This is a genomic window from Streptomyces sp. CNB091 (genome assembly GCF_000377965.1).
Genome location: NZ_KB898991.1, coordinates 424,111 through 450,424, shown reverse-complemented (window position 1 = coordinate 450,424; position 26,314 = coordinate 424,111). Strand labels below are relative to the sequence as shown.

General features: G+C 72.3%; 27 protein-coding genes. 11 read left to right on the top strand and 16 right to left on the bottom strand.

Going from position 1 to position 26,314, the window contains the following annotated elements; all coding sequences use genetic code 11:
* Nucleotides 1-380: 380 nt before the first annotated feature.
* Together D581_RS0105960 and D581_RS0105955 are read left to right on the top strand one after the other, a co-directional pair.
* Nucleotides 381-2,648: a DEAD/DEAH box helicase gene (locus D581_RS0105960; RefSeq protein ID WP_018956314.1), complete on the top strand. Its 2,268-nt coding sequence runs from the start codon at nucleotides 381-383 to the stop codon at nucleotides 2,646-2,648.
* Between the two features lie 161 nt (nucleotides 2,649-2,809).
* A complete protein-coding gene (locus D581_RS0105955; protein WP_018956313.1) occupies nucleotides 2,810-3,667 on the top strand; it encodes an alpha/beta fold hydrolase in 858 nt (285 codons plus the stop codon).
* Between the two features lie 72 nt (nucleotides 3,668-3,739).
* Here the strand turns inward: D581_RS0105955 and D581_RS0105950 are convergent, their stop codons facing one another.
* On the bottom strand, nucleotides 3,740-4,651 hold the full coding sequence (locus D581_RS0105950; protein WP_018956312.1) for an NYN domain-containing protein: 912 nt from the start codon (nucleotides 4,649-4,651) through the stop codon (nucleotides 3,740-3,742).
* Between the two features lie 207 nt (nucleotides 4,652-4,858).
* Here D581_RS0105950 and D581_RS1000000141575 point away from each other — a divergent pair, with 207 nt between their 5' ends.
* Nucleotides 4,859-5,011 carry a hypothetical protein gene (locus D581_RS1000000141575; protein ID WP_018956311.1) on the top strand — a complete coding sequence of 51 codons (153 nt, stop codon included), beginning with the start codon at nucleotides 4,859-4,861 and terminating at the stop codon, nucleotides 5,009-5,011.
* Nucleotides 5,012-5,127: 116 nt separating this feature from the next.
* On the opposite strand, the gene D581_RS0105940 is transcribed toward D581_RS1000000141575, so the two are convergent.
* The 4 genes from D581_RS0105940 to D581_RS0105925 form a co-directional block, all read right to left on the bottom strand.
* Nucleotides 5,128-5,733 carry a MarC family protein gene (locus D581_RS0105940; RefSeq protein ID WP_026290252.1) on the bottom strand — a complete coding sequence of 202 codons (606 nt, stop codon included), beginning with the start codon at nucleotides 5,731-5,733 and terminating at the stop codon, nucleotides 5,128-5,130.
* Nucleotides 5,734-5,934: 201 nt separating this feature from the next.
* Nucleotides 5,935-6,801, bottom strand: coding sequence for a PHP domain-containing protein (locus D581_RS0105935; RefSeq protein WP_018956309.1), 867 nt, complete (start codon nucleotides 6,799-6,801; stop codon nucleotides 5,935-5,937).
* Nucleotides 6,802-6,928: 127 nt separating this feature from the next.
* The gene (locus D581_RS0105930) at nucleotides 6,929-7,606 is read right to left on the bottom strand and encodes a DUF6758 family protein (protein WP_018956308.1); all 678 of its coding nucleotides are present in this window, start codon (nucleotides 7,604-7,606) and stop codon (nucleotides 6,929-6,931) included.
* Between the two features lie 140 nt (nucleotides 7,607-7,746).
* On the bottom strand, nucleotides 7,747-8,331 hold the full coding sequence (locus D581_RS0105925; RefSeq protein ID WP_018956307.1) for a suppressor of fused domain protein: 585 nt from the start codon (nucleotides 8,329-8,331) through the stop codon (nucleotides 7,747-7,749).
* A gap of 445 nt (nucleotides 8,332-8,776) precedes the next feature.
* Here D581_RS0105925 and D581_RS0105920 point away from each other — a divergent pair, with 445 nt between their 5' ends.
* Nucleotides 8,777-9,904 carry a magnesium and cobalt transport protein CorA gene (locus D581_RS0105920; RefSeq protein WP_018956306.1) on the top strand — a complete coding sequence of 376 codons (1,128 nt, stop codon included), beginning with the start codon at nucleotides 8,777-8,779 and terminating at the stop codon, nucleotides 9,902-9,904.
* A 34-nt stretch (nucleotides 9,905-9,938) separates the two neighbouring features.
* Nucleotides 9,939-10,475: a hypothetical protein gene (locus D581_RS0105915; RefSeq protein WP_018956305.1), complete on the top strand. Its 537-nt coding sequence runs from the start codon at nucleotides 9,939-9,941 to the stop codon at nucleotides 10,473-10,475.
* Nucleotides 10,476-10,536: 61 nt separating this feature from the next.
* Here D581_RS0105915 and D581_RS0105910 read toward each other — a convergent pair whose 3' ends face one another.
* A complete protein-coding gene (locus D581_RS0105910) occupies nucleotides 10,537-11,307 on the bottom strand; it encodes a hypothetical protein (RefSeq protein ID WP_018956304.1) in 771 nt (256 codons plus the stop codon).
* 245 nt (nucleotides 11,308-11,552) lie between these two features.
* Between D581_RS0105910 and D581_RS0105905 the strand changes: the two genes are divergently transcribed.
* Genes D581_RS0105905 through D581_RS0105895 form a run of 3 tightly spaced genes read left to right on the top strand, consistent with a single transcriptional unit; the run spans nucleotide 11,553 to nucleotide 14,566 of the window.
* Nucleotides 11,553-12,839, top strand: coding sequence for a magnesium transporter MgtE N-terminal domain-containing protein (locus tag D581_RS0105905; RefSeq protein ID WP_018956303.1), 1,287 nt, complete (start codon nucleotides 11,553-11,555; stop codon nucleotides 12,837-12,839).
* Nucleotides 12,829-13,389: a DUF1003 domain-containing protein gene (locus D581_RS0105900; protein WP_018956302.1), complete on the top strand. Its 561-nt coding sequence runs from the start codon at nucleotides 12,829-12,831 to the stop codon at nucleotides 13,387-13,389. The genes D581_RS0105905 and D581_RS0105900 overlap by 11 nt, the downstream gene beginning before the upstream one ends.
* A gap of 43 nt (nucleotides 13,390-13,432) precedes the next feature.
* Nucleotides 13,433-14,566 carry an Mrp/NBP35 family ATP-binding protein gene (locus D581_RS0105895; RefSeq protein WP_078625658.1) on the top strand — a complete coding sequence of 378 codons (1,134 nt, stop codon included), beginning with the start codon at nucleotides 13,433-13,435 and terminating at the stop codon, nucleotides 14,564-14,566.
* A gap of 107 nt (nucleotides 14,567-14,673) precedes the next feature.
* Here the strand turns inward: D581_RS0105895 and D581_RS0105890 are convergent, their stop codons facing one another.
* The 5 genes from D581_RS0105890 to sigE form a co-directional block, all read right to left on the bottom strand.
* Complete coding sequence (locus tag D581_RS0105890) at nucleotides 14,674-15,333, bottom strand: hypothetical protein (protein ID WP_018956300.1); 660 nt, start codon at nucleotides 15,331-15,333, stop codon at nucleotides 14,674-14,676.
* A 126-nt stretch (nucleotides 15,334-15,459) separates the two neighbouring features.
* Complete coding sequence (locus D581_RS0105885; protein ID WP_018956299.1) at nucleotides 15,460-15,960, bottom strand: sec-independent translocase; 501 nt, start codon at nucleotides 15,958-15,960, stop codon at nucleotides 15,460-15,462.
* A gap of 119 nt (nucleotides 15,961-16,079) precedes the next feature.
* Entirely contained in the window at nucleotides 16,080-17,954 is a 1,875-nt protein-coding gene (locus D581_RS0105880; protein ID WP_018956298.1) for a trypsin-like peptidase domain-containing protein, read from the bottom strand.
* A gap of 89 nt (nucleotides 17,955-18,043) precedes the next feature.
* Nucleotides 18,044-19,093, bottom strand: coding sequence for a zf-HC2 domain-containing protein (locus D581_RS0105875; RefSeq protein WP_018956297.1), 1,050 nt, complete (start codon nucleotides 19,091-19,093; stop codon nucleotides 18,044-18,046).
* Entirely contained in the window at nucleotides 19,090-19,851 is a 762-nt protein-coding gene (gene sigE, locus D581_RS0105870) for an RNA polymerase sigma factor SigE (protein ID WP_199787773.1), read from the bottom strand. The genes D581_RS0105875 and sigE overlap by 4 nt, the downstream gene beginning before the upstream one ends.
* A gap of 178 nt (nucleotides 19,852-20,029) precedes the next feature.
* Here sigE and D581_RS0105865 point away from each other — a divergent pair, with 178 nt between their 5' ends.
* Nucleotides 20,030-20,695 (top strand): O-methyltransferase, encoded by a 666-nt coding sequence (locus D581_RS0105865; protein WP_003966489.1) that lies wholly within the window; start codon nucleotides 20,030-20,032, stop codon nucleotides 20,693-20,695.
* 163 nt (nucleotides 20,696-20,858) lie between these two features.
* Here D581_RS0105865 and D581_RS1000000139400 read toward each other — a convergent pair whose 3' ends face one another.
* Nucleotides 20,859-21,026 carry a DUF3117 domain-containing protein gene (locus tag D581_RS1000000139400; protein ID WP_003966491.1) on the bottom strand — a complete coding sequence of 56 codons (168 nt, stop codon included), beginning with the start codon at nucleotides 21,024-21,026 and terminating at the stop codon, nucleotides 20,859-20,861.
* A 315-nt stretch (nucleotides 21,027-21,341) separates the two neighbouring features.
* Between D581_RS1000000139400 and chcB the strand changes: the two genes are divergently transcribed.
* Nucleotides 21,342-22,154 carry a 2-cyclohexenylcarbonyl CoA isomerase gene (gene chcB, locus D581_RS0105855; protein ID WP_018956296.1) on the top strand — a complete coding sequence of 271 codons (813 nt, stop codon included), beginning with the start codon at nucleotides 21,342-21,344 and terminating at the stop codon, nucleotides 22,152-22,154.
* 7 nt (nucleotides 22,155-22,161) lie between these two features.
* Here chcB and D581_RS0105850 read toward each other — a convergent pair whose 3' ends face one another.
* A complete protein-coding gene (locus D581_RS0105850) occupies nucleotides 22,162-22,758 on the bottom strand; it encodes a DNA-3-methyladenine glycosylase I (protein ID WP_018956295.1) in 597 nt (198 codons plus the stop codon).
* Nucleotides 22,755-23,207 (bottom strand): DivIVA domain-containing protein, encoded by a 453-nt coding sequence (locus tag D581_RS0105845; RefSeq protein ID WP_026290250.1) that lies wholly within the window; start codon nucleotides 23,205-23,207, stop codon nucleotides 22,755-22,757. The genes D581_RS0105850 and D581_RS0105845 overlap by 4 nt, the downstream gene beginning before the upstream one ends.
* A 75-nt stretch (nucleotides 23,208-23,282) precedes the next feature.
* Between D581_RS0105845 and folP the strand changes: the two genes are divergently transcribed.
* Nucleotides 23,283-24,155 carry a dihydropteroate synthase gene (folP, locus tag D581_RS0105840; protein ID WP_018956293.1) on the top strand — a complete coding sequence of 291 codons (873 nt, stop codon included), beginning with the start codon at nucleotides 23,283-23,285 and terminating at the stop codon, nucleotides 24,153-24,155.
* A 123-nt stretch (nucleotides 24,156-24,278) separates the two neighbouring features.
* Here the strand turns inward: folP and D581_RS0105835 are convergent, their stop codons facing one another.
* Both D581_RS0105835 and dapE read right to left on the bottom strand, forming a co-directional pair.
* Complete coding sequence (locus D581_RS0105835) at nucleotides 24,279-25,064, bottom strand: LOG family protein (protein WP_018956292.1); 786 nt, start codon at nucleotides 25,062-25,064, stop codon at nucleotides 24,279-24,281.
* A gap of 115 nt (nucleotides 25,065-25,179) precedes the next feature.
* Nucleotides 25,180-26,259 (bottom strand): succinyl-diaminopimelate desuccinylase, encoded by a 1,080-nt coding sequence (gene dapE, locus D581_RS0105830; RefSeq protein WP_018956291.1) that lies wholly within the window; start codon nucleotides 26,257-26,259, stop codon nucleotides 25,180-25,182.
* Between the last annotated feature and the right edge of the window lie 55 nt (nucleotides 26,260-26,314).

Sequence of the window (26,314 nt, the reverse complement as noted above, 5' to 3'; positions counted from 1 at the left end):
TGAATTCGTCCAACACACATGCGCGAATCCGGGGTACAGTGGTATTGCGCTTACTGAGCACTGTGCTGTGCCAGAGGCGCGCCCTTGAATGAGGATGCCCGGTCGGTGGCCCGATCGGCTCCGACCCGACAGCCCTCCACGCGGTGCGTACGACACGTACGACCGCAGCTGAGGGGCCCCCTCAGCGGCACGAGCGCTCGAGCGACGGCAGTGGTCCCGCGCCACCCGGCCCATCCACGGCCGGATGACCAACCCCGGCACGGTACGACCCCCAGCGTTCGCCTCGGACCGCGTCTCACAGAAGAGGCAGCACCCTGACTACGTTCCGCGACCTCGGTATTCTTTCCGAGACGGCCGAAGCCCTTGAGGCTGTCGGCATCATGTCCCCCTTCCCCATCCAGGAGATGACGCTCCCCGTAGCGCTCTCCGGCTCCGACGTCATCGGCCAGGCCAAGACCGGCACCGGCAAGACGCTCGGCTTCGGTCTTCCGCTCCTGGAGCGTGTGACCGTCCCCGCCGACGTCGAGGCGGGCCGCGCCAAGCCCGAGCAGCTGACCGACGCGCCGCAGGCGCTCGTCGTCGTCCCCACCCGCGAGCTGTGCCAGCAGGTCACCAACGACCTGCTCACGGCCGGCAAGGTCCGTAACGTCCGCGTTCTCGCGATCTACGGCGGCCGGGCGTACGAGCCCCAGGTCGAGGCCCTCAAGAAGGGCGTCGACGTGATCGTCGGCACCCCGGGCCGTCTCCTGGACCTGGCGGGCCAGCGCAAGCTCGACCTCTCCCACATCCGCGGGCTCGTCCTCGACGAGGCCGACGAGATGCTGGACCTGGGCTTCCTGCCCGACGTCGAGCGCATCATCACGATGCTGCCGCCCAAGCGTCAGACGATGCTGTTCTCGGCCACCATGCCCGGCGCCGTCATCAGCCTCGCGCGCCGCTACATGTCGCAGCCGACGCACATCAACGCCACGTCGCCCGACGACGAGGGCACGACCGTGAAGAACACGGTCCAGCACGTCTACCGCGCCCACAACATGGACAAGCCGGAGCTGCTCTCCCGCATCCTCCAGGCCGACGGCCGCGGGCTCGCGATGGTCTTCTGCCGTACGAAGCGCACGGCGGCCGACATCGCCGAGCAGCTGGAGAAGCGCGGCTTCGCCTCCGGCGCGGTCCACGGCGACCTCGGCCAGGGCGCCCGCGAGCAGGCGCTGCGCGCCTTCCGCAACGGCAAGGTCGACGTGCTGGTCTGCACCGACGTCGCCGCGCGCGGTATCGACGTCGAGGGTGTGACCCACGTCGTCAACTACCAGTCGCCGGAGGACGAGAAGACCTACCTCCACCGCATCGGCCGCACCGGCCGCGCGGGCGCCAAGGGCATCGCGATCACGCTGGTCGACTGGGACGACATCCCGCGCTGGCAGCTGATCAACAAGGCCCTGGACCTGAAGTTCCCGGACCCGCCCGAGACGTACTCCACCTCGCCGCACCTCTTCGAGGATCTCGGCATCCCGGCGGGCACCAAGGGCGTGCTGCCGCGCGCCGAGCGGACCCGTGCCGGTCTGCGCGCCGAGGAGGTCGAGGACCTCGGCGAGACCGGCGGCCGCGGCCGCAAGGCCGCCGCACCAGCCCCCGCCCGTGAGGAGCGCGAGCCCCGCACCCGTACGCCGCGTCAGCGCCGCCGCACCCGTGGCGGCTCCGCGGCGGAGGAGGGCGCCGCGACGGTGCCCGCACCCGCCAAGGAGACCTCCCCGGTCGCCGCGGTCGCACCGGCCGGCGCCGAGGCGTCCGACGACGCACCGCGTACGCCGCGCCGTCGCCGCCGTACCCGCGTCAGCGCCCCCGAGGCCGTCACCGAGGCGGCCGTGGCGGTCGCCGAGACTCCGGTGGTTCCCGCTCCGGTGGCCGAGGCCGCGCCCGTGATCGAGGCCGCACCGGTGGCGGAGCCGGTCGCGGAGGCCGTGCCGGAGACCAAGCCGCGCCGCCGTCGCAGCCGTGCCGCCGTGAAGCCGGTGGCCGAGGAGACGGCTTCGCCCGTCGCCGCGGCTCCGGCCACGCCGGCCCCGGCCGAGTTCCAGACCGTGGCCGTCGCCGCGGGCGTCGCGGAGCCGGTCGCCGAGCCGAAGGCGCTCAAGCCGCGCCGCCGCACCCGGATCGTGAAGCCGGCCGACGAGGTCGACTTCCAGATCGCCCCGGCCGCCGAGCCGGAGCCCGACGTGAAGACGCGTCGTCGTCCGGCCCGCGCCACGACGAAGGCCAAGTCGGAGCCGAAGGCCGCGGCCACGTCGGCCGAGCCGAAGACCCGGGCGACCAGGACGACGAAGTCCCGGGCGAAGGCGGAGACCGAGGTGACCGCGGAGACCACGGAGAAGGCCACCGCGAAGGTCGCCACGAAGGCCACGGCGAAGAAGGCCACCGCGAAGGCGGTAACCGTCGAGCAGCCGGCCGTCGAGGCCCCGGCCGCCGAGGCGGACGCCAAGCCGCGCCGTCGCCGCGCCACCCGCAGCGTCACCTCGACCGCGACCCAGGAGGCCGCCGTGGTCTCCGAGGCCGAGGCCGTGGTGAGCGAGGCCGCCGCCGAGACGAAGCCGCGCCGCCGTCGCGCCACCCGCCCGGCGGGCAAGGCGTCGGCGACGACGACCGAGAGCTGACGCTCCCGGCGATCCAGCACCACCTACGGCCCCGGCCCCCGCACACGCGGGGGCCGGGGCCGTTCCGCTGCCCGGTGCCTCCGTGAGGGCCTCCCGGCGTTTCTCGCCGGATGAGCTGCCCGGTGAGGCGAGGAGGGCGCGGGCGGGGATAGCCTCGGCGTATGAGCCGCCCGCCCACCTTCACCCCGCCGCCCTGTGCCCGCGCCCGTGTCCTGGCGACCGAGCGCGGCGACTTCGCCGTCCTGGACGCCGTACCGCGTACCCCGGAACGGGCCACCGCCCTGCTGCTCCCCGGATACACCGGCAGCAAGGAGGACTTCATCGCGCTGCTGGAGCCGCTGTGCGCGGCGGGCTACCGGGTGGTCGCGGTGGACGGTCGGGGGCAGTACGAGTCGAAAGGGACGGGCCGTCAGGAGAGTTACGCCCAGGCCGAGTTGGCCCGCGATGTACTGGCCCAGGCGGCGGCCCTGGGCGGTGGGGACAGTCGGCTGCATCTGCTCGGGCACTCGCTCGGCGGTCAGATCGCCCGCGCCGCCGTGCTGCTGGACGCCACCCCGTTCCGCTCGCTGACCTTGATGTCCTCGGGCCCCGCCGAGGTCGTCGCGGCCCAGCGGGACAAGGTGAAGATGCTGAGCGACGCGCTGTCCGTGCTGTCCATGGACGAGGTGTGGGAGGCGATGCGGGCGCTCGATCCGCCGCAGGACGCGGACACCGGCGACGGTGCGGACATGCGCCACCGCTGGCTCGCCCACCACCCGGCCCAGTTGATCGCCACCGGGGCCCAGCTGGCCACCGAACCGGACCGGGTGGACGAGCTGGCCGCCGTCGGCCTGCCCGTCCACGTGCTGTCCGGGGAGCGCGACGACGTGTGGCCGGTGGAGCTGTTCGACTCCATGGCGCGGCGCCTCGGCGCCCGCCGCACCACCATCGCCGGCGCCGAGCACTCCCCCAACACCGCCCGCCCGTCGGAGACCGCGAAGGCGCTGGCCGCGTTCTGGGACGGTCTGCCGGCCGTCTGACGCACCGGCGGCGCTCCCGACGCGTCCCGCCGGTCTCGGAGGCGCCGCCGCCGGCCGTCCGGCCCGCTTCCGTCAGTACTGCGACTGCAGGTGCTGCCAGAAGCCGTCGCGGAGCGCCCGTCGCAGGTGGGCGTGGCCGCGCAGCGAGTGCTGGAGCAGGCGTTCCGCCTCCACCAGCAGGTCCTGGTCGACGGAGCCCGGCAGATAGGGGTGGCCGGGCAGCAGGTCGGCCAGGGACTCCCGGCCGCGCGCGGCGAGCCAGGCGGCCGCGATCTGTGCGCCGACGAAGCGGACGTCCTCCCGGGAGGGGGCCGGGCTGTCGTCCTCGTACGTGGTGACGGGCCGCCGTGTGACGTAGGGGCGGCAGAAGTCGAGTTCGAAGGTGCGCTGACTGTCGACCTCCCACAGCAGCGGTTCGGCCTGGTTGCGTCCGTCGGCGGCCTCGATGCCCCAGAGGTGCACCCGCGCCCCGTAGCCCTGGGCGGCCTCGACCGCCGAGACCAGGTCCTCGTCGCCGCCGACGAGCGCCGCGTCGCTGATGGCGCGGTGCCGGGCGAGGGATTCGAGGTCGGTGCGGATGAGCGAGTCGACGCCCTTCTGCTGGTTGTTGGCGTTGAGGTTGCCGAGCCGCACCTTGACGTCGGGGAGTTCGGCGATGGCCTGCTGCTCGGTGGTGTGGATGCGGCGGCGGGCCCCGTCGTACCAGTAGACGCGCAGCAGCCTGCTGTCCGCGAAGATCGTGCGGGCCTTGTCGATGAAGGCCTCGATCAGCCCTTCGGCGTCGAGGTCGAAGGAGCGCCGGTCCTCGGTGCCGGTGACGAGCAGCCCGGCCGCGGCGTACACATAGCCGGCGTCCACGAAGATGGCGTGCGTCGACGGGGTCTTGGAGACCTCGATCAGCATGCGTTGGAGCAGCTCGTTGGTGCGGTCCAGGCGGGCGCCGAGACCGGCTCCGCCGAGGGACTGCGGGTCCGCCTCGTTCATGCGAACCCCATGGTCTGTGGTGGTGTGACTACCAACGGGTACTTAGACATCCAAAAAATTTCCTTAGCGTAGGGAATGTTTGCCAGGGGCAAGCCGTTGTCACCCATGTGGAACGCGAGGGAAACCTCGCGTTCCTAGTCTTGCCGGTGGGACGCCCCACCGGCGCCAGCAGTTCTCCAGCAGGAGGATCAGACGAAGGGAAGCCCTATGCGCTTCGAGATCATGCGACTCGACGACGTCGACGGTACCGCCGTGGACAGCACCGTCGTTGACGCCGCCTCCGTCAACCGGATCGTGCAGCAGGCCGCGGCGACGGGCCGGCGCCTCTACATCCGGCCGGCCGACAGTTCGGCTTCGTAACGCATCTGGGCTCATGATCCCTGACGAGGCCCCGCGCCTCACCGCATTGCGCCGCTAAAGACGAAGCGCCCCCGCACGGAACGTCCGTGCGGGGGCGCTGTGGTGTGCGGAGGGTGTCAGGAGGTCTGGATGACCTGGGTGACGCCGTTGATGATCTGCTGGACGGCGATGGCGGAGAGCATCATGCCGGCGAGCCGGGTCACCAGCACCACGCCGCCGTCCTTGATCACGCGGATGATGACCAGCGAGTAGCGCATGGCCAGCCAGAGCACCACGTGCATGGCGACGATCGCGGACCACACCGAGAGCTGGCCGCCCACGCCGTCGGCGTGCTGCACCGCGAGGATGACCGAGACGATCGCGCCGGGCCCGGCCAGCAGCGGCATGCCCAGCGGTACGAGCGCCACGTTGACGTCCTTGGTCTGCGTCGGCTCGTCCGTCTTGCCGGTCAGCAGGTCGAGCGCGATGAGCAGCAGCAGGAGTCCGCCCGCGATCATCAGGGCGGGCACGGAGACATGCAGATAGTCGAGGATCTGCTGACCCAGCAGACCGAAGACGGCGATCACGCCGAACGCGACCATGACCGCCTGGAGCGCCATCTTGCGCTGCACCTTGGCGGGGCGGCCCGCGGTGAGCGCGAGGAAGATCGGCGTGATCCCGGGCGGGTCCATGATCACAAATAGGGTGAGAAAAAGGGATCCGAAGACAGCGACGTCGAACACAGTGAGCCTTGCGAGAGAAGAGCGGGCGGTACGGAGGGGGCACGGGTCCGGGCGGAGGCCGTCGCCCTGTCGGGCACGCGGCGGTACGCACAGGAGCGCGCGGGAGTCCGGAAGGTGGTGCGGTGGAAGTGGGCTGGGCCCGGGAGCTGTCGTCCGGCCGTGATCCGCCGGACGCCCTAGCGGGGGCCTAGCGGGGACCGGCTAGCGGGGACCGGCTCCGCCGGCTCCCGGCACCGGGAAGGCTCCCGTGGCGCGCCGGATGATCTCGCCGTAGATCTCGGGGTCGGTGGTGCACGCGCCGAGCCCGACGGGCTTCCGGGTGCCGTGGTAGTCGCTGGAGCCGGTCGTGAGCAGCCCCAGCTCGCGGGCGAGGCCGCGCAGTCGGGCCCGGGTGGGCTCGTCGTGGTCCATGTGGTCGACCTCGACGCCGTCGAGACCGGCTTCGGCGAGCGCGACGATCGTGGACTCGGGGACCACCGCGCCGCGTTTCACGGCGGCCGGGTGGGCGAAGACGGTGACCCCGCCCGCCGCCTTCACCAGGCGGATCGCCTCGAAGGGGTCGAACTCGTGCTTCTCCGCATACGCCCGGCCGCCGTTGCCCAGCCAGTCGGGCGTGAAGGCGTCGGAGACCGTGGGTACGACGCCGAGTTCGACGAGGGCGGCGGCGACGTGCGGGCGACCGACCGACCCGTCCCCGGCGATGCGGGCGACCTGCTCCCAGGTGATGGGGACGTCGAGGGCGCGCAGCTTGCGGACCATCTCCTGGGCACGCGGCACCCGGTCGTCGCGGACGAGTTCCCGGGCGCGCTCCAGCTCGGCGTCGGCGGGGTCGAAGAGGTAGGCCAGCATGTGCAGGCCCACGCCGTCGACGCGGCAGGAGAGCTCGGCGCCGGTGACGAGGGTGAGCCCCTCGGGCAGCGCGTCGACGGCCTGCTTGTGGCCGCCCACGGTGTCGTGGTCGGTGAGCGCGACGACGTCCAGCCCCGCGGCGGCGGCGTTCGCGACCAGCTCGGCGGGGGTGTCCGTGCCGTCCGACGCGGTGGAGTGGGTGTGCAGGTCGATGCGCACGACGCTTGACTCCGGGGCTCGCGGGCGGACGGGGGACCGCTCAAGGATAACCGCCGCGCGCCGGATGTCCGGCCGCTCACGGACCCCGCTCCCGGGCCCGCGCCCGCCACCGCCCGGGCGCACGGCCCTACCGTTCGTCCGTCGCCTGCCGGGGGGGCTCTTCGGGGGCGGTGAGCAGGCGGGGGGTGAGCGCGCCGCAGGGGACGAGGTCCACCTCTCCCCCGGCGTCCCGCAGGTCGGTGAGGACCAGCTCGTCGTACATCAGCAGCCCCGACTGCTCGGGCCACAGGATCGCCCACAGCCACAGCCCCCGCGCCTCGCCCGCGAAGACGGCGCGGTCCGGCGGAGCGTTCCTGACGTGCCAGAGGGGGGTGGGGCGGCCGGCGGCGTGGACCTTGGCCTCGGGGGCGGAGTCGACGTCCAGGTGGCGGCCGGGGTCCGGGCCGTCGATCCCGGCGTACCGCGCGCCGAGCCCGACGCCGAGCTCCTCGGCGACCAGCAGCAGCTCGCCCATCCCGCCCAGCGGTCCGGGCCCGGAGCAGGCCACGGCGCTCGCGCGGCCGCCGCTGCGGTCGTCGCCCGCGCTGGCGACCCCGGTGAACAGCCAGCCCACGGGGAGCGGCCAGGGCATCCAGACGGGAACCTGCGCGCGGTGCACCACGACGCCGAGACCTTCGACGCTCGGCGGGATGACCGGCTGCATCGGGTGGACCTGGCCGTGCACGGAGCACTGCCAGGCGTCGGCGAAGAGACCGGGCGCCCTGACCCGGCCACCGCACTTCGGGCAACTGGGTTCGCCCCTCATAGAGACCCACCGTCCTCCCCGCCGGTCCTCGCGTCAAGGACGATCACCCGTCCGCAGCGTGGCTCAGGCCCGGCTGGGGCGTGTTTCGACAGTCCCGCCTGCCAGGCGTCGCCGAGCAGGCGGGACTATCGAAACAGGCCTCAGTCCAGGACTACGGACGTGCGCAGCGGGTCCCGCAGGTCCGTACCGTGCGCCAGCCACCGCTCCTGGAGCTCCTGCGCGCCGCGCACCCGCTTCCAGGCGGCCTCGTTGTGCGTCATCGGCAGCAGCGGCAGGAAGCGCACCGGGTCCATCGGCTCGTCCAGTTCCAGGTCCTCCACCAGCCCGCCGGACTCCGCGACCAGCACCGAGGTGAACGGCGCCCCGGTCCACAGCGGCTCCCCCAGGTCCAGCGAGGCGCCGGCGGCCACGATCAACCCCTCGACCTGCGGGGAGGCGGCCAGTACGGCGAGCGGGCGCAGCAGCTGATCGGTGTCGGCGACTCCGCCCCGTACGGAGAGGATCAGCTCGGCGCGGGGGCCCTTCACCGGGTCGGCGAGCGGGGAGGTGGGGTCGGCCATCGGCTGACCGGACATGCCGAGCGTCGCGTAGCGCACCACGTCACCGTCGTGGAAGCGCAGCACCTCGATGCGGTCGGTGCCCAGGAACGTCACGTCGGCGCGGGCGTCCGGTTCCCCGAGGGCGGAGATGAGACGGGCCTCGACCAGAGCGAGAATTTCTGCCATGTCGCGAGCATAGATCGCGTAGGGAATGGGCAAAGTACGGGATTGGGCCTGGGGCGGCTGATAGCCTGGCCGCCGGTCGGGACAGCACGCAGAAGCGTTGCTCTTCTTCGTCCCGACGACATGTCGTCCCCCACGGGGGACCGGCCGGAGGAGGTGGGGACTGCTATGGATCCAAGTCGACCGTGCAGTACCAATCGCTCTTCCGTGCCTCGTATGTGCCGTTGATCCGACGCCTCGTCGGTCGCCCGGTGCCGACATCGCCGTCGTATCCGGATGACTCCTCGACAGCAGTTCGCGCGACGGAAGAGCCCTTCGTTTTTGCCTGTCTGTAGCGAACGCCGTCATCGCGCCCGCGCGGTGCCGCCCGCTTTGCGGACGTGAGCACACGTCCTCGTTCCGGGCTGTTCCACGCCCTCGCCGACGGCCCTCCGTGAAGGAGCCAGCCATGTCGATGATCCGTGACCTGCGCGCCGCCGTGCGCCCGTCCCTGCGCCCGTCCCTCCGTAAGAACAGCGCCCCCTACAGCGCGTACGACACCACCCGCGACCCGTCCGCCTCCAGCGCCGTCGTCGACTGCGCCGTCTACCGCGACGGCCGCCGGCTGGTGACGCCCGCGACCCCGACGCCGCACGAGGCGATGCTCCGGGTGCGGGAGGAGGGCGGCTTCGCGTGGATCGGTCTGCACGAGCCGACCGAGGCCGAATTCGCGGGCATCGCCCGGGAGTTCGGGCTGCACCCGCTGGCCGTCGAGGACGCCGTCCACGCCCACCAGCGGCCCAAGCTGGAGCGCTACGACGACACGCTGTTCACCGTCTTCAAGACGATCCACTACGTGGAGCACGCCGAACTGACCGCGACCAGCGAGGTCGTGGAGACCGGCGAGGTGATGTGCTTCACCGGGCGGGACTTCGTCATCACCGTCCGGCACGGCGGCCAGGGCTCCCTGCGCGCCCTGCGCCACCGCCTCCAGGACGATCCGGAGCTGCTCGCCAAGGGCCCCTCCGCCGTCCTGCACGCCATCGCCGACCATGTGGTCGACGGGTACATCGCGGTGGCCGAGGCGGTACAGGACGACATCGACGAGGTGGAGATCGATGTCTTCTCCACCCCGGCCAAGGGCAGCCCGCGCGGTTCGGACGCGGGCCGGATCTACCAGCTCAAGCGCGAGGTGCTGGAGTTCAAGCGGGCCGTCTCGCCGCTGCTGCGGCCGATGCAGCTGCTGAGTGAGCGCCCGATGCGGCTGATCGACCCCGACATCCAGAAGTACTTCCGCGACGTCGCCGACCACCTCGCCCGGGTCCAGGAAGAGGTCCTCGGTTTCGACGAACTGCTGAACTCGATCCTCCAGGCGAATCTGGCGCAGGCGACCGTCACGCAGAACGAGGACATGCGCAAGATCACCTCCTGGGCGGCGATCATCGCCGTGCCGACGATGATCTGCGGTGTCTACGGCATGAACTTCGACCACATGCCCGAGCTCCAGTGGAAGTACGGCTATCCGCTGGTGCTCGGCGTCATCGGAGTGGTCTGTTTCTCCATCCACCGCATCCTCAAGCGCAACGGCTGGCTCTGAGTGCCGGCCCCGGCCGCTGAGTAAGCTCGCGCCCATGACTGACGCCGCCGCGCCCGATGCCGCCGCCGAACTGCTGGAGAGGGCCCTCGTCGAGGAGGCCACGAAGAAGTCCGGTCTCGTCTGGGTGCGGGGCGACGGGCCGGCCCGTGCCGTCTGGCACGTCTGGCACGACGGCGCGGCGCATCTGGTCGGCGGCGGCCCCGGCGAGCAGCCGCTGCCCGAGGGCCTGGCCGACGGAAGCCGCGCCGAGGTGACCGTACGGAGCAAGGACAAGGGCGGCCGGATCGTCGCCTGGAACGCGGTGTGCCGTTTCCTCCCGCCGCACTCCGAGGAGTGGGAGGCGGCGGTCGCCGAGCTGAAGGGCAAGCGGCTGAACGCGCCGGACGCCGAGTCGATGCCGGAGCGGTGGGCCCGCGAGTGCACCGTGGTGCGGCTGACGCCGGACACCGTCAGCACCGCGCTGCCGGACACCTCGCTGGCGGCCGTCCCGCTGCCGACCGGGGCAACCACCCGGCAGCCGGCCCCGGCGGCGCTCCCCCGGCTGCTGCTGAAGCGTCGCGGGAAGCGCTGAGCCAGGAGCGGGCGTCGCCCGGCGGGCGGCCGTTCGAGGGCCCCGCGGTCCGGGGCCCAGGTCAGCCGGAGGACTTGGGGAGCTGGCCGCCGTAGTCGACGGTGTCGTCCTCCTGGGGGGCCTCCAGCGGGAAGGCCTGCCCCCAGTCGGCCAGCGTGACCGTGCCCCCGCCGCCGCCCCGGGCCACCCGGACCGGGTACGGCTGGTCCTCCAGGGAGACGTCGAACGCCCCGCCCTCGCCCTTGCCGCCCAGGATCTGGATGGTGCGCTGCCCGGCGACGGTGTCCCGGCCGCCCTTGCTGACCTCTCCGTTCAGCGCGAGGAGCCCGTCGAGCAGGACCTTCTTGTCCGTGAAGCCGCGCAGCTGGCGGTAGCTGGGGTCACCCTCGGGGACCTTCACGTACTTGCCGCCCAGCTTGTCGGCGGCCGCCACGTCGGAGGACCCGCCCTCGCCGCCGCCGCTCTCCTCGTGGGTCCAGAACTCCGCCGGCGCCTTCAGGTAGAGCTCGTCGTCCACCCGCAGCAGCGCGAAGCTCTGCTTCTTGGAGGTCACCGAGCCCATGCCGCCCTCCGCGTTGAGCTTCATCTCCAGCCGGTAGGTGCCGCCCTTGCTGACGAGCGTGCCCGACAGGCGTACGGCGCTCGCCGCTCCGGCCGCCGCTCTGGCCTTCTCGTCGATCTCGGTGGCGGAGAGCCTGGCGACGCCGTTGGTCCCCTTGTCCGGGTCCTCCTCCGTGCCGCAGGCGGCCAGGGCCGCGGTGAGCCCTCCGCACAACACGAGAGCGAGGGCGGTCCGGCGATGGTTCCGCACGGCCGGGGCGAAAGAGGTCACGGGCGCACTGCCTCTCAACGGCGATCTGGGGTGGCAGACGGCAGCGTACCCGGGAGGCGCGTGCCTCCCGGCAGCCAGCCGTACGGACCGGTCCGCCGGGGCGCGGTGCGAGGTTAAGGGCTAGCCTGATCCCGGCGTACCGGCGAAATCCGCTGGTGGGCGGCGTCGGGCCGGAACGGCCGGGCGAGGACCGTCCCGCGGAACATGACGACACGGTGGACACGGACGGACGAAGGAGGCCGAGGATGGCGGCGGTCACCCCCAGGGTCTTCGTCTCGCACCTGTCCGGCGTCCCCGTTTTTGACCCGAACGGGGACCAGGTCGGCCGGGTCCGCGATCTGGTGGCGATGCTGCGGGTCGGCGGACGCCCGCCGCGCATCCTGGGCCTGGTGGTCGAGGTGATCAGCCGCCGGCGCATCTTCCTGCCGATGACCCGGGTGACGGGCGTCGAGTCCGGCCAGGTCATCACCACCGGCGTCGTCAACATGCGGCGCTTCGAACAGCGGCCCACCGAACGTCTCGTCCTCGGCGAGTTCCTGGACCGGCGGGTGCGGCTGGTGGACGGCCAGGGCCAGGGCGGTGAGGAGGTCACCGTCCTGGACGTGGCCATCCAGCAGCTGCCGGCCCGCCGCGACTGGGAGATCGACAAGTACTTCGTCCGCAAGGGGCGCGGCGGGGCGCTGCGCCGCAAGGGCGAGACCCTGACGGTGGAGTGGTCGGCGGTCAGCGGTTTCTCGCTGGACGAGCACGGCCAAGGTGCGGAGAGTCTGGTCGCCACGTTCGAGCGGCTGCGGCCCACCGATGTGGCGAACGCCCTGCACCACCTCTCACCGAAGCGGCGGGCGGAGGTCGCCGCCGCTCTGGACGACGACCGGCTCGCCGACGTCCTGGAGGAGCTGCCCGAGGACGACCAGGTGGAGATCATCGGCAAGCTCGCGGAGGAGCGGGCCGCCGACGTCCTGGAGGCGATGGACCCCGACGACGCGGCCGACCTGCTCTCCGAGCTGCCGGAGGAGGACAAGGAACGGCTGCTGGCGCTGATGCGGCCGGACGACGCCGCCGATGTCCGCCGTCTGATGTCGTACGAGGAGCGGACGGCGGGCGGTCTGATGACGACCGAGCCGATCGTGCTGCTGCCCGACGCCACGGTGGCCGACGCGCTGGCCCGGGTGCGGCAGGCGGACCTGTCCCCGGCGCTCGCCGCGCAGGTGTACGTGTGCCGCTCCCCCGACGACACCCCGACCGGGAAGTACCTGGGCACGGTGCACTTCCAGCGGCTGCTGCGCCACCCGCCGTTCACCCTGGTCAGCTCGATCGTCGACAGCGACCTGGTGCCTCTGTCGCCGGACACCCCGCTGCCGACGGTCACCAGCCATCTGGCCGCGTACAACATGGTCTCGGTGCCCGTCGTGGACGAGACCGGTTCGCTGCTGGGCGCGGTGACCGTGGACGACGTCCTGGACCACCTGCTGCCGGACGACTGGCGCGAGACGGATCTGCACGGGGAGGAGGGGATCGGCCATGGTGGGTGACGACCGGGCGAAGGCGGCGTCGACCGGCGCCTCGGGCCTGGTGCGGCCCCCGCGCACCAGGCTGGACCAGCCGAAGGACCCGCGCCGGCGGCTGCTGCCGGAGTACGACCCGGAGGCGTTCGGCCGGTTCTCGGAGCGGATCGCGCGGTTCCTGGGGACCGGGCGGTTCATCGTCTGGATGACGCTGATCATCATCATCTGGGTGCTGTGGAACATCTTCGCGCCCGAGGACCTGCGCTTCGACCAGTACCCGTTCATCTTCCTGACGCTGATGCTGTCGCTCCAGGCCTCCTACGCCGCGCCGCTGATCCTCCTCGCGCAGAACCGGCAGGACGACCGCGACCGGGTCACGCACGAGCAGGACCGGAAGCAGAACGAGCGCTCCATCGCCGACACCGAGTACCTGACGCGGGAGATCGCGGCCCTGCGCATGGGCCTGGGCGAGGTCGCCACCCGGGACTGGATCCGCTCGGAACTCCAGGACATGGTGAGGGACATGGAGGACCGGCAGGTGCTGTCCCCGGCCGAGAGTGACGAAGGCGACCGTTGAAGGGCTACCCGCCCGTAGCGCTCCGCGCCGTAACATCGTCTGTATGGCTACGGAAGACGCGGTGCTTGAGGCACTGGCGACAGTGAACGACCCGGAGATCCACCGCCCGATCACCGAGCTGGGCATGGTGAAATCGGTCGAGATCGATCCTGACGGTGTAGTCGCTGTCACGGTGTATCTCACGGTCTCCGGCTGTCCTATGCGCGAGACGATCACCCGGAACGTGACCGAGGCGGTCGCCCGGGTCGAGGGCGTCTCGCGGGTCGAGGTGACCCTCGACGTCATGAGCGACGAACAGCGCAAGGACCTGGCGAGCTCGCTGCGCGGCGGCACCGCCGAGCGGGAGGTGCCCTTCGCCCAGCCCGGCTCGCTGACCCGGGTGTACGCGGTCGCCTCCGGCAAGGGCGGCGTCGGCAAGTCCTCGGTCACGGTGAACCTCGCCGCGGCGATGGCGGCCGACGGACTGAAGGTCGGCGTCGTGGACGCGGACATCTACGGGCACAGCGTGCCCCGGATGCTCGGTGCGGACGGCAAGCCCACCCAGGTCGAGAACATGATCATGCCGCCGTCCGCACACGGCGTGAAGGTCATCTCCATCGGCATGTTCACCCCGGGCAACGAGCCCGTGGTCTGGCGCGGACCGATGCTGCACCGGGCGCTCCAGCAGTTCCTCGCCGATGTGTACTGGGGCGACCTGGACGTCCTGCTGCTCGACCTGCCGCCGGGCACCGGCGACATCGCGATCTCGGTCGCGCAGCTCGTGCCGAACGCGGAGATCCTGGTCGTCACGACCCCGCAGCAGGCCGCGGCCGAGGTGGCCGAGCGGGCCGGCTCGATCGCCGTGCAGACCCACCAGAAGATCGTCGGCGTGGTGGAGAACATGTCGGGCATGCCGTGCCCGCACTGCGACGAGATGGTCGACGTGTTCGGCTCGGGCGGCGGCGCACGGGTCGCCGAGGGGCTGACCCGGACGATCGGCGCCGAGGTGCCGGTGCTCGGCTCGATCCCGATCGACCTGCGGCTGCGCGAGGGCGGCGACGAGGGCAAGCCGGTCGTCCTGTCCGACCCCGACTCCCCGGCCGGCAGCGCGCTGCGCTCGATCGCCCAGAAGCTGGGCGGCCGTCAGCGCGGTCTGTCCGGCATGTCGCTGGGGATCACCCCGCGCAACAAGTTCTGACGCCTGTACGGCACACGGGGCGGGCCGGTGGTCGACCGGCCCGCCCCGTGTGCGTCGCTACGCGTACGTCTCGTGTACATCGCTACGCGTACGTCTCGTGTGCGTCGCTACGCGTACGTCTCGATGTCCTTGATGGCCGCGAAGCCGAGACCGTACGCGCTCATCCCCCGCCCGTACGCCCCGATGTGCACGCCTTCGTGGGCGGATCCGGCGAGGATCCAGCCGAACTCGGACTCGCGGTAGTGGAACTCCACCGGCACCCCGTCCACCGGGAGGGAGAGCGTCGACCAGGGCGCGCTGCCGAGGTCGTCGGCGAGCGTGAACGCCGTCTCGGTCTGCTGGTCCAGCCAGTCGTCGCGCAGGGTGTGGTCCATCTGGGGCGGCCAGGTGTACGCCAGCAGGCCGGAGCCCGCGAGCCAGGCCGCCGAGGACACCGTGGTGGCGTCGAGCACGCCCGTACCGTCGCCGCTGCGTCTCACGGGGCTCGCGGCCACGGTGATCACCGCCGCGAACCGCTCCTTGTCGGTGGAGCCGTCCGACTTCACCGACGGCTCGTCGCCGTGCCCCGTCGCACCGTGCTGCACCGTGCCGTCCGCCGCGGTGCCGACCTGCATCAGCCAGCGCGGGCCGGTGAAGGCCTCGTCCAGGCCGTACCAGGGGAAGGTCGCTCCCAGGTAACCGTCGACGGTACGCCGCTTCGCCGGCACCTCCTCCGCCGTGGCCGTGCCCGGGACACCGTCCGTATCAATCCGACTCGTCGTCTCCATCTGCGCGGCCGCCTCCTCGATCAGTCATGATCCGGAGCGGCCCGCCCCCCGCGGGCTTGGGCATCCTCGCAACCGGACAGATGGAGAATAGCCATACCGTCCGGACGAGTAGGGATTGACCGGGGGTCAGGTGGCGTCCGCATCGAACGGCGGGCGCTCGGGCTGCGTCTGCTGCGGGGTCTTCTTCAGCAGGTCAGGGGCGGTGTCGCCGGTCTTGGTGAGGCTGGTCACCGAGCCGTCCGCCGACGCGCCCGCCGAGCCGTTCGCCGCACTGTTGGCGGTATCGGACGTCATCGGGGTGCGCCCGTTGACCGCGTCGGTGACGTCGGAGATCTCCTTGCGCAGGTCGAAGCTCTCGCGGATCTCCTTCAGCCCCAGGTCGTCGTTGCCGTCCATCAGCTGCTTGCGGACGAACGTCTTGGGGTTGAGGTCCTCGAACTCGAAGTCCTTGAACTGCGGGCCCAGCTCCGAGCGGATGTCTTCCTTCGCGCTGTCCGAGAACTCGCGGATCTTGCGGATGGTACGCGTGACGTCCTGGATCAGCTTGGGCAGCTTGTCAGGGCCGAAGACCAGCACGGCCAGCACCCCGAGCGTCAGCAGCTCCAGTGCGCCAATGTCATTGAACACCTTGTTGCTCCTCGTGTTCTCCGCGTGTTCTCCGTGCGATCGCGGCCCGGGTCTCCCAGCCGCCCGGACCGCTCAAAGGTACCTGTCGAAGGTGTCCGGGCGGTACCTCGCGGTGGACGTCACGTGCCGCTCGCCGAGCCGAGCGTCAGGGTCACCGTCCGCTCCTCGCCGCCGCGGGTCAGCTTGAGGTCGAGCTCGTCGCCGGGGCGGTGGGCCCGGATCTTCACGATCAGCTCCTCGCCGCTGTGCACCCGCTGGCCCTCGACCTCGGTGATGACGTCGCCGGACCGGAGGCCCGCCTCGGCCGCGGGGCCGTCCTTCGCGACGGCGGGCGCGCCGTCGGCGCCCTCCGTGCCGACCTTGGCCCCGTCGCCGGTGTACTTCATGTCCAGCGTGACGCCGATGACCGGGTGGGTGGCCTTGCCGGTGCTGATCAGCTCCTCGGCGACGCGCTTGCCCTGGTTGATGGGTATGGCGAAGCCGAGGCCGATGGAGCCGGACTGGCCGCCCGCCTCAGGGCCCCGGGCGCTGTCGGCCGCGCGGATGGCGCTGTTGATGCCGATGACGTGGGCCTGGGTGTCGACCAGCGGCCCGCCGGAGTTGCCCGGGTTGATCGGGGCGTCGGTCTGGAGGGCGTCGACGTAGCTGATGTCGCTGCCGTCGCCCTTCTCGCCGCCGGCGGTGATCGGGCGCTGCTTGGCGCTGATGATGCCCGAGGTCACCGTGTTGGAGAGGTCGAAGGGGGCGCCGATGGCCACCACCGGGTCTCCGACCTGGACGTTGTCGGAGTTGCCCAGGGGCAGGGGCTTGAGCCCGGAGACCCCGCGGACCCGGACGACCGCGAGGTCGTAGCCGCTGTCCTTGCCGACGAGCTCGGCGGAGGCCGTCTCGCCGCTGCTGAACGTCACGGTGATGTCCCCGCTCGCCCCGGCCGGGGCGACGACGTGGTTGTTGGTGAGGATGTGGCCCTGGCCGTCGAGGACGAAGCCGGTGCCCGTGCCGGACTCGGCGGTGCCGCTGACGTGCAGGGTGACCACGCTGGGCAGGGCGCTGGCGGCGATGCCCGCGACGCTCTCGGGGGCCCGGCCGCCGTTGTCGCGGCCGGCCTGGGGCAGCTCGACGGTGGTCAGGCCGCCGTTGCGCTCGATGTACGCGCCGACGCCGCCGCCGATGCCACTGGCGACCAGGGTCAGCAGGAGCACCCCCATGAACGCCCCGCCCCGGCGCTTCTTCCCGCGGCCGGGTTCGGTGCCGTCGGGGGGCCCGGGCCGGGTGAGCGGCTGCCCCGGAGCTCCCCACGGGTCGTACTGGAGCCACTGCGTGTGCTGCTGCGCGTGCGGTGGCGCTGCGGGGTGCTGTCCCTGGTGCTCGGGGGCTCCCTGGGGCTGCCCGGGGGTTCCTTGCGGCGGGTGCGGTGCGTGGGCGGCGTGCGCCTGGGACGGTGCGTGGGGCCCCGGGGGCGGGAAGCCGTCGGCGGGCGCGGGTTGTGGTACCGGGGCGGGGGCCGGGATTCCGGCGCCGTTCGTCGCCGCGTACTGCGGGTCCGGCGCTCCGGCGCCCGGCGGTACGACGGTGCCGTGGGCGGGGGTGGGCCGCTGCACCGGCGGGGCGGGCGCCCAGGGACCGGGGCCGCCGTAGGGCGGGGTGCTGTACTCGTCGGGCTCGTGCAGCGGAGCCCCGGACGGGCGGGGGCGCGGAACCTCCTGGCCGCCGTGGACCGCCGGCCGGCCGGCGGCGTCGGAAGGCGGAGCCGGGGTCATGCTGTCCGGGGCCGGCGTCGAGGCGGCGTCGGGGGCCGGGAGCGTGGTGGCCGGAGCCGGCGTGGAGGCGGAGTCAGGGGCCGGGGCCGGGCCCGGGGGCGTCGGCTCCCGGTCCTCGGCCGGCGGAGCGTCCGACGGGGCCGGCCCGCTGTCCGGCTCCGTGCGGTCGGCGCGCCCCGCCGGGGGGCGGCTCCACCACTGCGCCTGCGGCCCGGTGGGCTTCCCGTCGTCCATGCTCTCCCCGCAACTGGCCTCTGTACGCCCCACCGAGGCGTCCCTCCCCGGAATTCAACCAGGTTTGCGAATCCCCGCGCAGGGTCCGGTCACGGCCGGGGGGAAAGCGGGCTGGCCAGATCGTTGGCGGGCGGCCCCGAGGGAACCGGGGTGGGGCTCGTCCTGGGCGCCGCACCGCTGCCGAGCGCCGCCGCCAGCAGCGGGGTGCCGGACACCGCCGGGCGTATCAGCGGCGACACGGACACGTTCAGCACGGGGAAGGTGAAGGGGTGCCCGCCCGAGGCCTGGACGCCGAACAGCGGCGGGGCGGTCGGCGGCCCCTGCCGGTTCGCCGGAGAGGCGCCGGCCGGAACCACCGGTGTCGCACCGGTGAGCGTCGAGGGCACCCAGTTCATCCCGGCGGGGGCCGTGCCGGACGCGGGCCGCTCGGCCGCCCGGCCGTCGCCGGTCACCACGAGGGCGCCGCCGCCCCGGCGGCTGACCGCCTTCGCGCCGTTCTCGGCGCGGGTCGCGGCGTCGAGCGGGGTGACGTTGTTCCCGGCGCCCTCGGCGCGCAGCGAGGATTCGGGGCCGGAGTCCAGCGGCAGGGTGCCGCCCAGCGCGATGGCCGCGAGGGAGACGGCGCTGGCCGCGGCGAACGCGAAGCGCCGCCCGCGCCAGGGCGAGCGGTCCGCGTCGCGGGCCACCTCGTGTATGCGGAAGACCGAGCCGGAAGCGGGGCCGCCGGGCAGCACGGCGGTGGAGCCGTGGGTGGCGGGGAGGTATCCGAAGCCGTCCAGGGGGGAGGGTGCGGTGTCGGCGCGGGTGCTGCCGCCGGAGGGCCGCAGCCCGGGGAAGAACTCGTCGGCGAAGGGCCCCCGGCCGCCGAACGGACCGCCGGAGCCGGTGTCGTCACCGCCAGGACCCCCGGGAAGGCCCTGTAGCCGGGCCAGGAAGCCCTCGGAGGGCGAGGGTGAGGCGGACATGGCGAAGGCGCTCTTGAGGCGGCGCTGGGCATCGGCCTCGGCCTTGCACTTGGCGCAGGTCGCCAGGTGGGCCAGGACCCGCTCACGGGCGTCGTGTTTCAGCTCGCCGTCGACCAGCGCGGCGAGTCGGTCCCCCAGATGCGCTTCCGCGGGGGTGGGTCCTGTGCCGCTCACGCCGTTCCGCCCTCCCCTGCCAGGACCGCGTCCGCCAGCGAGCGCTGCTCGGCGCGGGCTTCGGGCGAACGGTGCTTGAGCGCCTTGCGCAGGTGCGAGCGGCCGCGGTGGATACGGCTGCGGACGGTGCCGAGCTTCACCCCGAGGGTGGCGGCGATCTCCTCGTAGCTGAGGCCCTCGATGTCGCAGAGGACCACGGCCGCACGGAACTCGGGCGCGAGGGTGTCCAGCGCCTGCTGCACGTCGGCGTCGAAGTGGGTGTCGTTGAAGACCTGCTGCGGGGACGGCTCGCGGCTCGGCAGGCGCTCGGCCGCGTCGTCGCCGAGCGAGTCGAAGCGGATGCGCTGCTTGCGCCGGACCATGTCCAGGAAGAGATTGGTCGTGATGCGGTGCAGCCAGCCCTCGAAGGTGCCGGGCGTGTACGTCGACAGCGAGCGGAACACCCGGACGAAGACCTCCTGGGTCAGGTCCTCGGCGTCGTGCTGGTTTCCCGTCAGCCGGTAGGCGAGACGGTACACACGGCCGCTGTGCGTGCTGACGATCTCTTCCCATGAGGGCGGGGTCCACGCCTGAGAATCCGCATCAGAGGCGAAGGTCGCGATCGTTGCGGAGTCTTCGGAAGAACGGTCAGCAATGTTGGTCACGGATTTCGGCTCACCGGCCGACCTGAGGAGACGCCGCAGCATCCCTCCCCGGTCCACAGGCGCAGCCGCACCTCCCCTATCGGCTCTGGTGGTGTCCAGTGGAGCCCCTACCATAGCCACCTCGCCCGTTAGCTCCGGATAAGCCTTTTTCCCTGCTGGGGCCGGGCGTCGCCCGGGACTTTCCCGCAGCTCGCCGGTCCGATCCGCGGACCCGGTCACTGCGCTTTCCCCACTGCATGCACAACGCCCGGTCCCATCTGCGGGTTCCCGGGTCCAGCGGATACAGTCACCGTTGCGCCAACTACGGGGTCAGGAGAGGGTCATTACCGCCAACCGGCAGACGAGCTGGGCGTTCGCCGACGCCTTTGTCGCCGAGGACGAAGCACTGCACGGGGCCCGGGAGCGGGCTCGCGAGCTGGGGCTTCGCTCGGTGTCACCGGGCACCGGCGCTGCGCTGCGCCTGCTGGCAGCCGCAGCGGACGCCAAAGCGGTGGCGGAGATCGGCACGGGCACCGGCGTGTCCGGCATCTATCTCCTGCACGGAATGCGGCCGGACGGGGTCCTGACCACGGTGGACCCCGAGCCCGAGCGTCAGCAGTTCGCCCGGGCGGCGTTCCGCGAGGCGGGCTTCGCCACCAACCGGGCCCGGTTCATCCCGGGCCGTGCCCTGGACGTCCTGCCCCGGCTCGCGGACGGCGGTTACGACCTCGTCTTCTGCGACGGCGACCGGCTGGAGAGCCTCGATGTGCTCGCTGAATCGTTGCGTCTGCTGCGGCCCGGCGGGCTGGTCTGCTTCGAGGGCGTCTTCGCCGACGGCCGCACGGTCGATTCCGCGGCCCAGCCGGCCGAGGTGCTGCGGTTGCGGGACCTGCTGCGGGCGGTGCGCGAGAGCCAGGAGCTGATGTCGACCCTGTTGCCGGTCGGCGACGGCCTGCTCTGCGCGGTCCGGCGCGGCTGAGCACGGAGAACCCCCGTGGTGAGCGGGTGAGCCCCGTGGTGAGCGGGAGAACCCCCTGGTGAGCGGGAGAACCCCCTGGTGAGCACGTAGATCCGTCAGGACGCACCACTGCCCGGTACGGAATCCGTACCGGGCAGTGGTGTCAGGTGATGGGCGTTCCGCGTCAGCCGACGACCTTCTTCAGCGCGTCGCCGAGGGCATCGGCCTCGTCCGGAGTCAGCTCGACAACAAGCCGACCGCCGCCTTCGAGCGGAACGCGCATGACGATGCCCCGCCCCTCCTTTGTCACCTCGAGCGGGCCGTCGCCCGTCCGCGGCTTCATGGCCGCCATGCTCGTTCCCCTTCCTGAAACCAGCTCATCGCAACCGGCGGCCCCATGACAGGCGCTGCCTCACCGGCATCGAACACATTGCTTCTTCGCCATTATCCCGCATCAATGACCCCGATGACCAACATCGGTGTGCATCGCTTGCGCAACGCGCTCTCTCAAAACCACCCAATTCGGCGATCCGGCTGCGATACTGCGCCGCCCCGGACCCCCAGGTGAGAGCCAATTGTTAGACGCGTCTCACATCTCTGCCCAGCTCCGGATCGGCCATGCTTGCCTGCAGTGGCAACGATGCCCGAGCAGCGAGGGGATACCGGAATGGCCGACGAGCCGGCGAACAGCGTCCTGTACGACGTGAGCGAAGGTCTCGCGACGATCACGATCAACCGACCCGGCGCGATGAACGCCATGAACACCGCGGCGAAGGCCGCGCTGAGGGACGCGCTGCTGGCGGCCTCGGCGGACGCGGGGGTCCGGGCGGTGCTGCTCACGGCCACGGGGCGCGCCTTCTGCGTCGGCCAGGACCTCAAGGAGCACGTCGCCACGCTCACGGCCACCCGCGAGGCGGGGGGCGGGAACGCGCTGAGCACGGTGCGGGAGCACTACAACCCGATCGTGCGCGCGATCACCGGGATGGCGAAGCCGGTCGTCGCCGGGGTGAACGGCGTCGCGGCCGGGGCCGGGTTCGGATTCGCGCTCGCGGCCGACTACCGGGTGGTCGCCGACACCGCCTCCTTCAACACCTCGTTCGCGGGCGTCGCGCTCACGGCGGACTCGGGCGTGTCCTGGACGCTGCCCCGGCTGATCGGGCAGAGCCGGGCCGCCGATCTGCTGTTCTTCCCGCGGTCGATCTCCGCGCAGGACGCGTACGAGCTGGGGATCGTCAACCGGGTCGTCCCCGCGGCCGAGCTGGCCGGGCAGGCGGCGGCGGTGGCCCGGGCCCTGGCGGACGGCCCCACGGTGGCGTACGCGGCGCTGAAGGAGTCGATGGCGTACGGCGCCGGGCACACGCTCGCCGAGGCGCTGGAGAAGGAGGACGAACTCCAGACCCGGGCGGGCGCGTCGCAGGACCACACCATCGCGGTGGAGGCGTTCCTGGCCAAGGAGAAGCCGGTCTACCTGGGGAAGTAGCCGCGGCTCAGCGCGGCGCCGCCCCGCCGCCGCGCGCCACGCAGTCCGCGAGGTGGTCGTCGACCAGTCCGCAGGCCTGCATCAGCGCGTAGGCGGTGGTGGGGCCGACGAAGCGGATCGAGCGCTTCTTCAACGCCTTGGCGAGCGCGGTGGACTCCGGCGTGACGGCCGGGACGTCCGAGAGGCTGCGCGGGGCGGGCCGGCCGGCCGGGTCGGGGGCGTAGGACCAGATCAGCTCGTCCAGCTCCCCCTCCGACCAGTCGGCGAGCACCTTGGCATTGGCGAGGGTCGCGTCGACCTTGGCCTTGTTGCGGATGATCCCCGGGTCGGCCAGGAGCCGCTCCCGGTCGGCGTCGGTGAACTTCGCGACCGCCTCGATCCGGAATCCCTCGAACGCGGTACGGAAGGTCTCGCGGCGTCGCAGGATCGTGATCCAGGAGAGCCCGGACTGGAAGGCCTCCAGGCAGAGCCGCTCGAACAGGGCGTCGTCCCCGTGGACCGCCCGGCCCCACTCGGTGTCGTGGTAGGCGAGGTAGTCCTCGGCGGACAGGCCCCACGGGCAGCGGAGCCCGCCGTCGGGGGCGGCCACGGCCGCGCCGCTCATCGCCCGTCCTCCTCGGCGCGGTCCGAGCCGTTCGCGTGGCCGCCCGGTTCCGCGGGCCGGTCGCCGGGCTGCTTGAACAGGTCGGTGCCCGTCGTCACCGCTGCGGCCTGCACCCCGGCCAGGGCGGATTCCAGCTCGGCGATCCGGGCGTCGCGCTCGGCCAGTTCGGCGCCGAGCCGGGACAGCGCCTCGTCGACGTCCGCCATCCGGTAGCCACGGGGGGCCATCGGCAGGCGCAGCGCCTCGATGTCCGCGCGGCCGACCGGGCGGGTCGCGGGCAGCGGATCGGTGAACCGGTCGGGCGGGACGTCCTGGAGCACGGCGCTCCCACCGCCTCCGACCACCGCGAGGGTGACCGCGGTGACGACCACGACCATCGTGAGCAGCAAGAACCAGAACACGCGCATCTCCCCGGGGGCGGAAACCTCGTCCGGCTCCGATCGTGCCATGCGGCACGGACAAGTCGGGGCCGGCCCGATGAGGCCTTAGGGTCGCAGGCGGGCTATCTGAGGAGGAAACACGGGATGCGAAGCGGTGCACTCAGGCTGGGGCGGCGGGAATTCGGACCGCACGAGCCGGTGATCATGGCGATCGTGAACCGGACCCCGGACTCCTTCTACGACCAGGGCGCCACCTTCGGGGACGAGCCGGCGCTGGCCCGGGTCGAGCAGGCGGTGGCCGAGGGCGCCGCGATCATCGACATCGGCGGGGTGAAGGCGGGTCCCGGCGAGGAGGTGAGCGCCGAGGAGGAGGCGCGCCGCACGGTCGGGTTCGTCGCCGAGGTCCGTCGCCGCCACCCGTCCGTGGTGATCAGCGTGGACACCTGGCGGCACGATGTCGGCGAGGCGGTCTGCGAGGCCGGGGCGGATCTGCTGAACGACGCGTGGGGCGGGGTCGACCCGAAGCTGGCGGAGGTCGCCGCGCGGTACGGGGCGGGCCTCGTGTGCACGCACGCGGGCGGCGCGGAGCCGCGGACCCGGCCGCACCGGATCGCGTACGAGGACGTCATGGCGGACATCCTGCGGGTGACCGTGGGGCTGGCCGAGCGGGCGGTGGGGCTCGGGGTGCGGCCGGACGGGATCATGATCGACCCGGGGCACGACTTCGGGAAGAACACCCGGCACTCGCTGGAGGCGACGCGGCGGCTCGGGGAGATGGCGGAGACCGGGTGGCCGGTGCTGGTGTCCCTGTCCAACAAGGACTTCGTGGGCGAGACGCTGGACCGGCCGGTGAAGGAGCGCGTCATCGGCACGCTGGCGACGACGGCGGTCTCGGCGTGGCTGGGCGCGCGGGTGTACCGGGTGCATGAGGTGGCGGAGACGCGGCAGGTCCTGGACATGGTGGCGTCCGTTGCCGGGCATCGGGCGCCTGCCGTGGCGCGGAGGGGGCTGGCGTAGGTCGCCGCCTGCCCGCGGCGGGCGGGGGCCGGGGCGCTGCCCCGGACCCCGCTCCTCAAGCGCCGGAGGGGCTGGAAAGGATGCCCTCAATCGCCGGGCGGGCTGAGTTCGGCCGGACACGCCCTAACGGCCGACCTCCTTCGTGACCAGCGTCACCGCTTCCTCCACGTCGTCCGTCACGTGGAAGAGCAGCAGGTCCTTCTCCGAGGCCTTGCCCTGGGCCACCACCGTGTCGCGGAGCCAGTCGATCAGGCCGCCCCAGTAGGCCGTGCCGAACAGGACGATCGGGAAGCGGGTGACCTTGCCGGTCTGGACGAGGGTCAGCGCCTCGAAGAGTTCGTCCAGGGTGCCGAGGCCGCCGGGCAGGACCACGAAGCCCTGGGCGTACTTCACGAACATCGTCTTGCGGACGAAGAAGTAGCGGAAGTTGACGCCGATGTCGACGTGCGGGTTGAGGCCCGACTCGAAGGGCAGCTCGATGCCGAGGCCGACCGAGACGCCCTTGGCCTCCCGGGCGCCCTTGTTGGCGGCCTCCATCGCGCCCGGGCCGCCGCCGGTGATCACCGCGAAGCCCGCGTCGACCAGCGCCTTGCCGAGCTGGACCCCCGCCTCGTACTCCGGCGATCCGTCCGGGGTGCGGGCCGAGCCGAAGACGCTGATCGCGCTCGGCAGTTCGGCGAGCGCGCCGAAGCCCTCGACGAACTCCGACTGGATGCGCATCACCCGCCAGGGGTCGGTGTGCACCCACTCGGAGTCGCCCTCGGAGTCCAGCAGCCGCTGGTCGGTCGTGCCGGGCTGAACCTGCTCCCTGCGGCGCACGACCGGGCCCAGCCACTGTTCCTCGGGGCTGACCGCGCCCTCGGGGACCTCCGCACCCTCGGGGATCCGTGCGTCTTCGGCGTTGCCCATGTTCCGCTCCCTCCACCGACCCGCGTCGCGCTGGGTCGTGTCGTACTGCGTACGGCCAGCCTAGATCGGCGGAGGTTACGTACGGGGGAATGCCGTACGTCGGGAGGTCAGCCGGTCAGCTGGTCAGCCAGGAGCGCAGCCGGTTTTCGCAGTGGGTGATCTTCGCGACCGCCACGTGCTCGTCGCGCTTGTGGGCGTACATCGGGTCGCCGGGTCCGTAGTTGACCGCGGGGACGCCGAGCGCGCCGAAGCGGGAGACGTCGGTCCAGCCGAACTTGGGCCGGGCGGTGCCGCCGACGGCGGTCATGAACGCCTGGGCGGCGGGGTGGGAGAGACCGGGCATGGCGGCGCCGGAGTGGTCGTCGATGACGATCTCGGCGACACCGCAGTCGGCGAAGACCTCGCGGACGTGGGCGATGGCCTCCTCCTCGGTGCGGTCGGGGGCGTAGCGGTAGTTGACGACGACGGTGCAGACGTCCGGGATGACGTTGGTGGCGACGCCGCCCTCGATGCCGACGGCGTTGAGGCCCTCGTGGTATTCGAGGCCGTCGATGACCGGGCGGCGGGGCTCGTACGCGGCGAGCTTCGCCAGGATCGGGGCGGCGGCGTGGATCGCGTTGGACCCCATCCAGCTGCGTGCGGAGTGCGCCCGCTCCCCCGTCGTACGGAGGTGGACCCGCAGGGTTCCCTGGCAGCCGCCCTCGACCTCGCCGTCGGAGGGCTCCAGCAGGATGGCGAAGTCTCCGGCGAGCCACTCGGGGTGGGCGTCGGCGATGCGGCCGAGGCCGTTGAGGTGTGCGGCGACCTCTTCGTTGTCGTAGAAGATGAAGGTCAGGTCGCGGTTGGGCTCGGGGACCGTCGCGGCGATCCGGAGCTGGACGGCGACGCCGGACTTCATGTCGGAGGTCCCGCAGCCCCAGAGGATCCCGTTCCCGTCGAGGCGGGAGGGGACGTTGTCGGCGATCGGCACGGTGTCGATGTGCCCGGCGAGGACGACGCGCTCGGCGCGGCCGAGGTCCGTGCGCGCGATGACGTTGTTGCCGTGGCGGTCGACGGTGAGGTGGGGCAGGGCGCGCAGGGCCGATTCGATCGCGTCGGCGAGGGCCGTCTCCTCCCCGCTGACCGAGGGGAGGTCGACGAGCCGGGCGGTGAGCGCCGGTCCGTCCAGGGTGAGGTCAAGGGTGCTGTCGGCCATGGACCCGACCCTAAGGGACTGGGGTATCGGCCCCGGCCGTACCCTCCAGTACGGT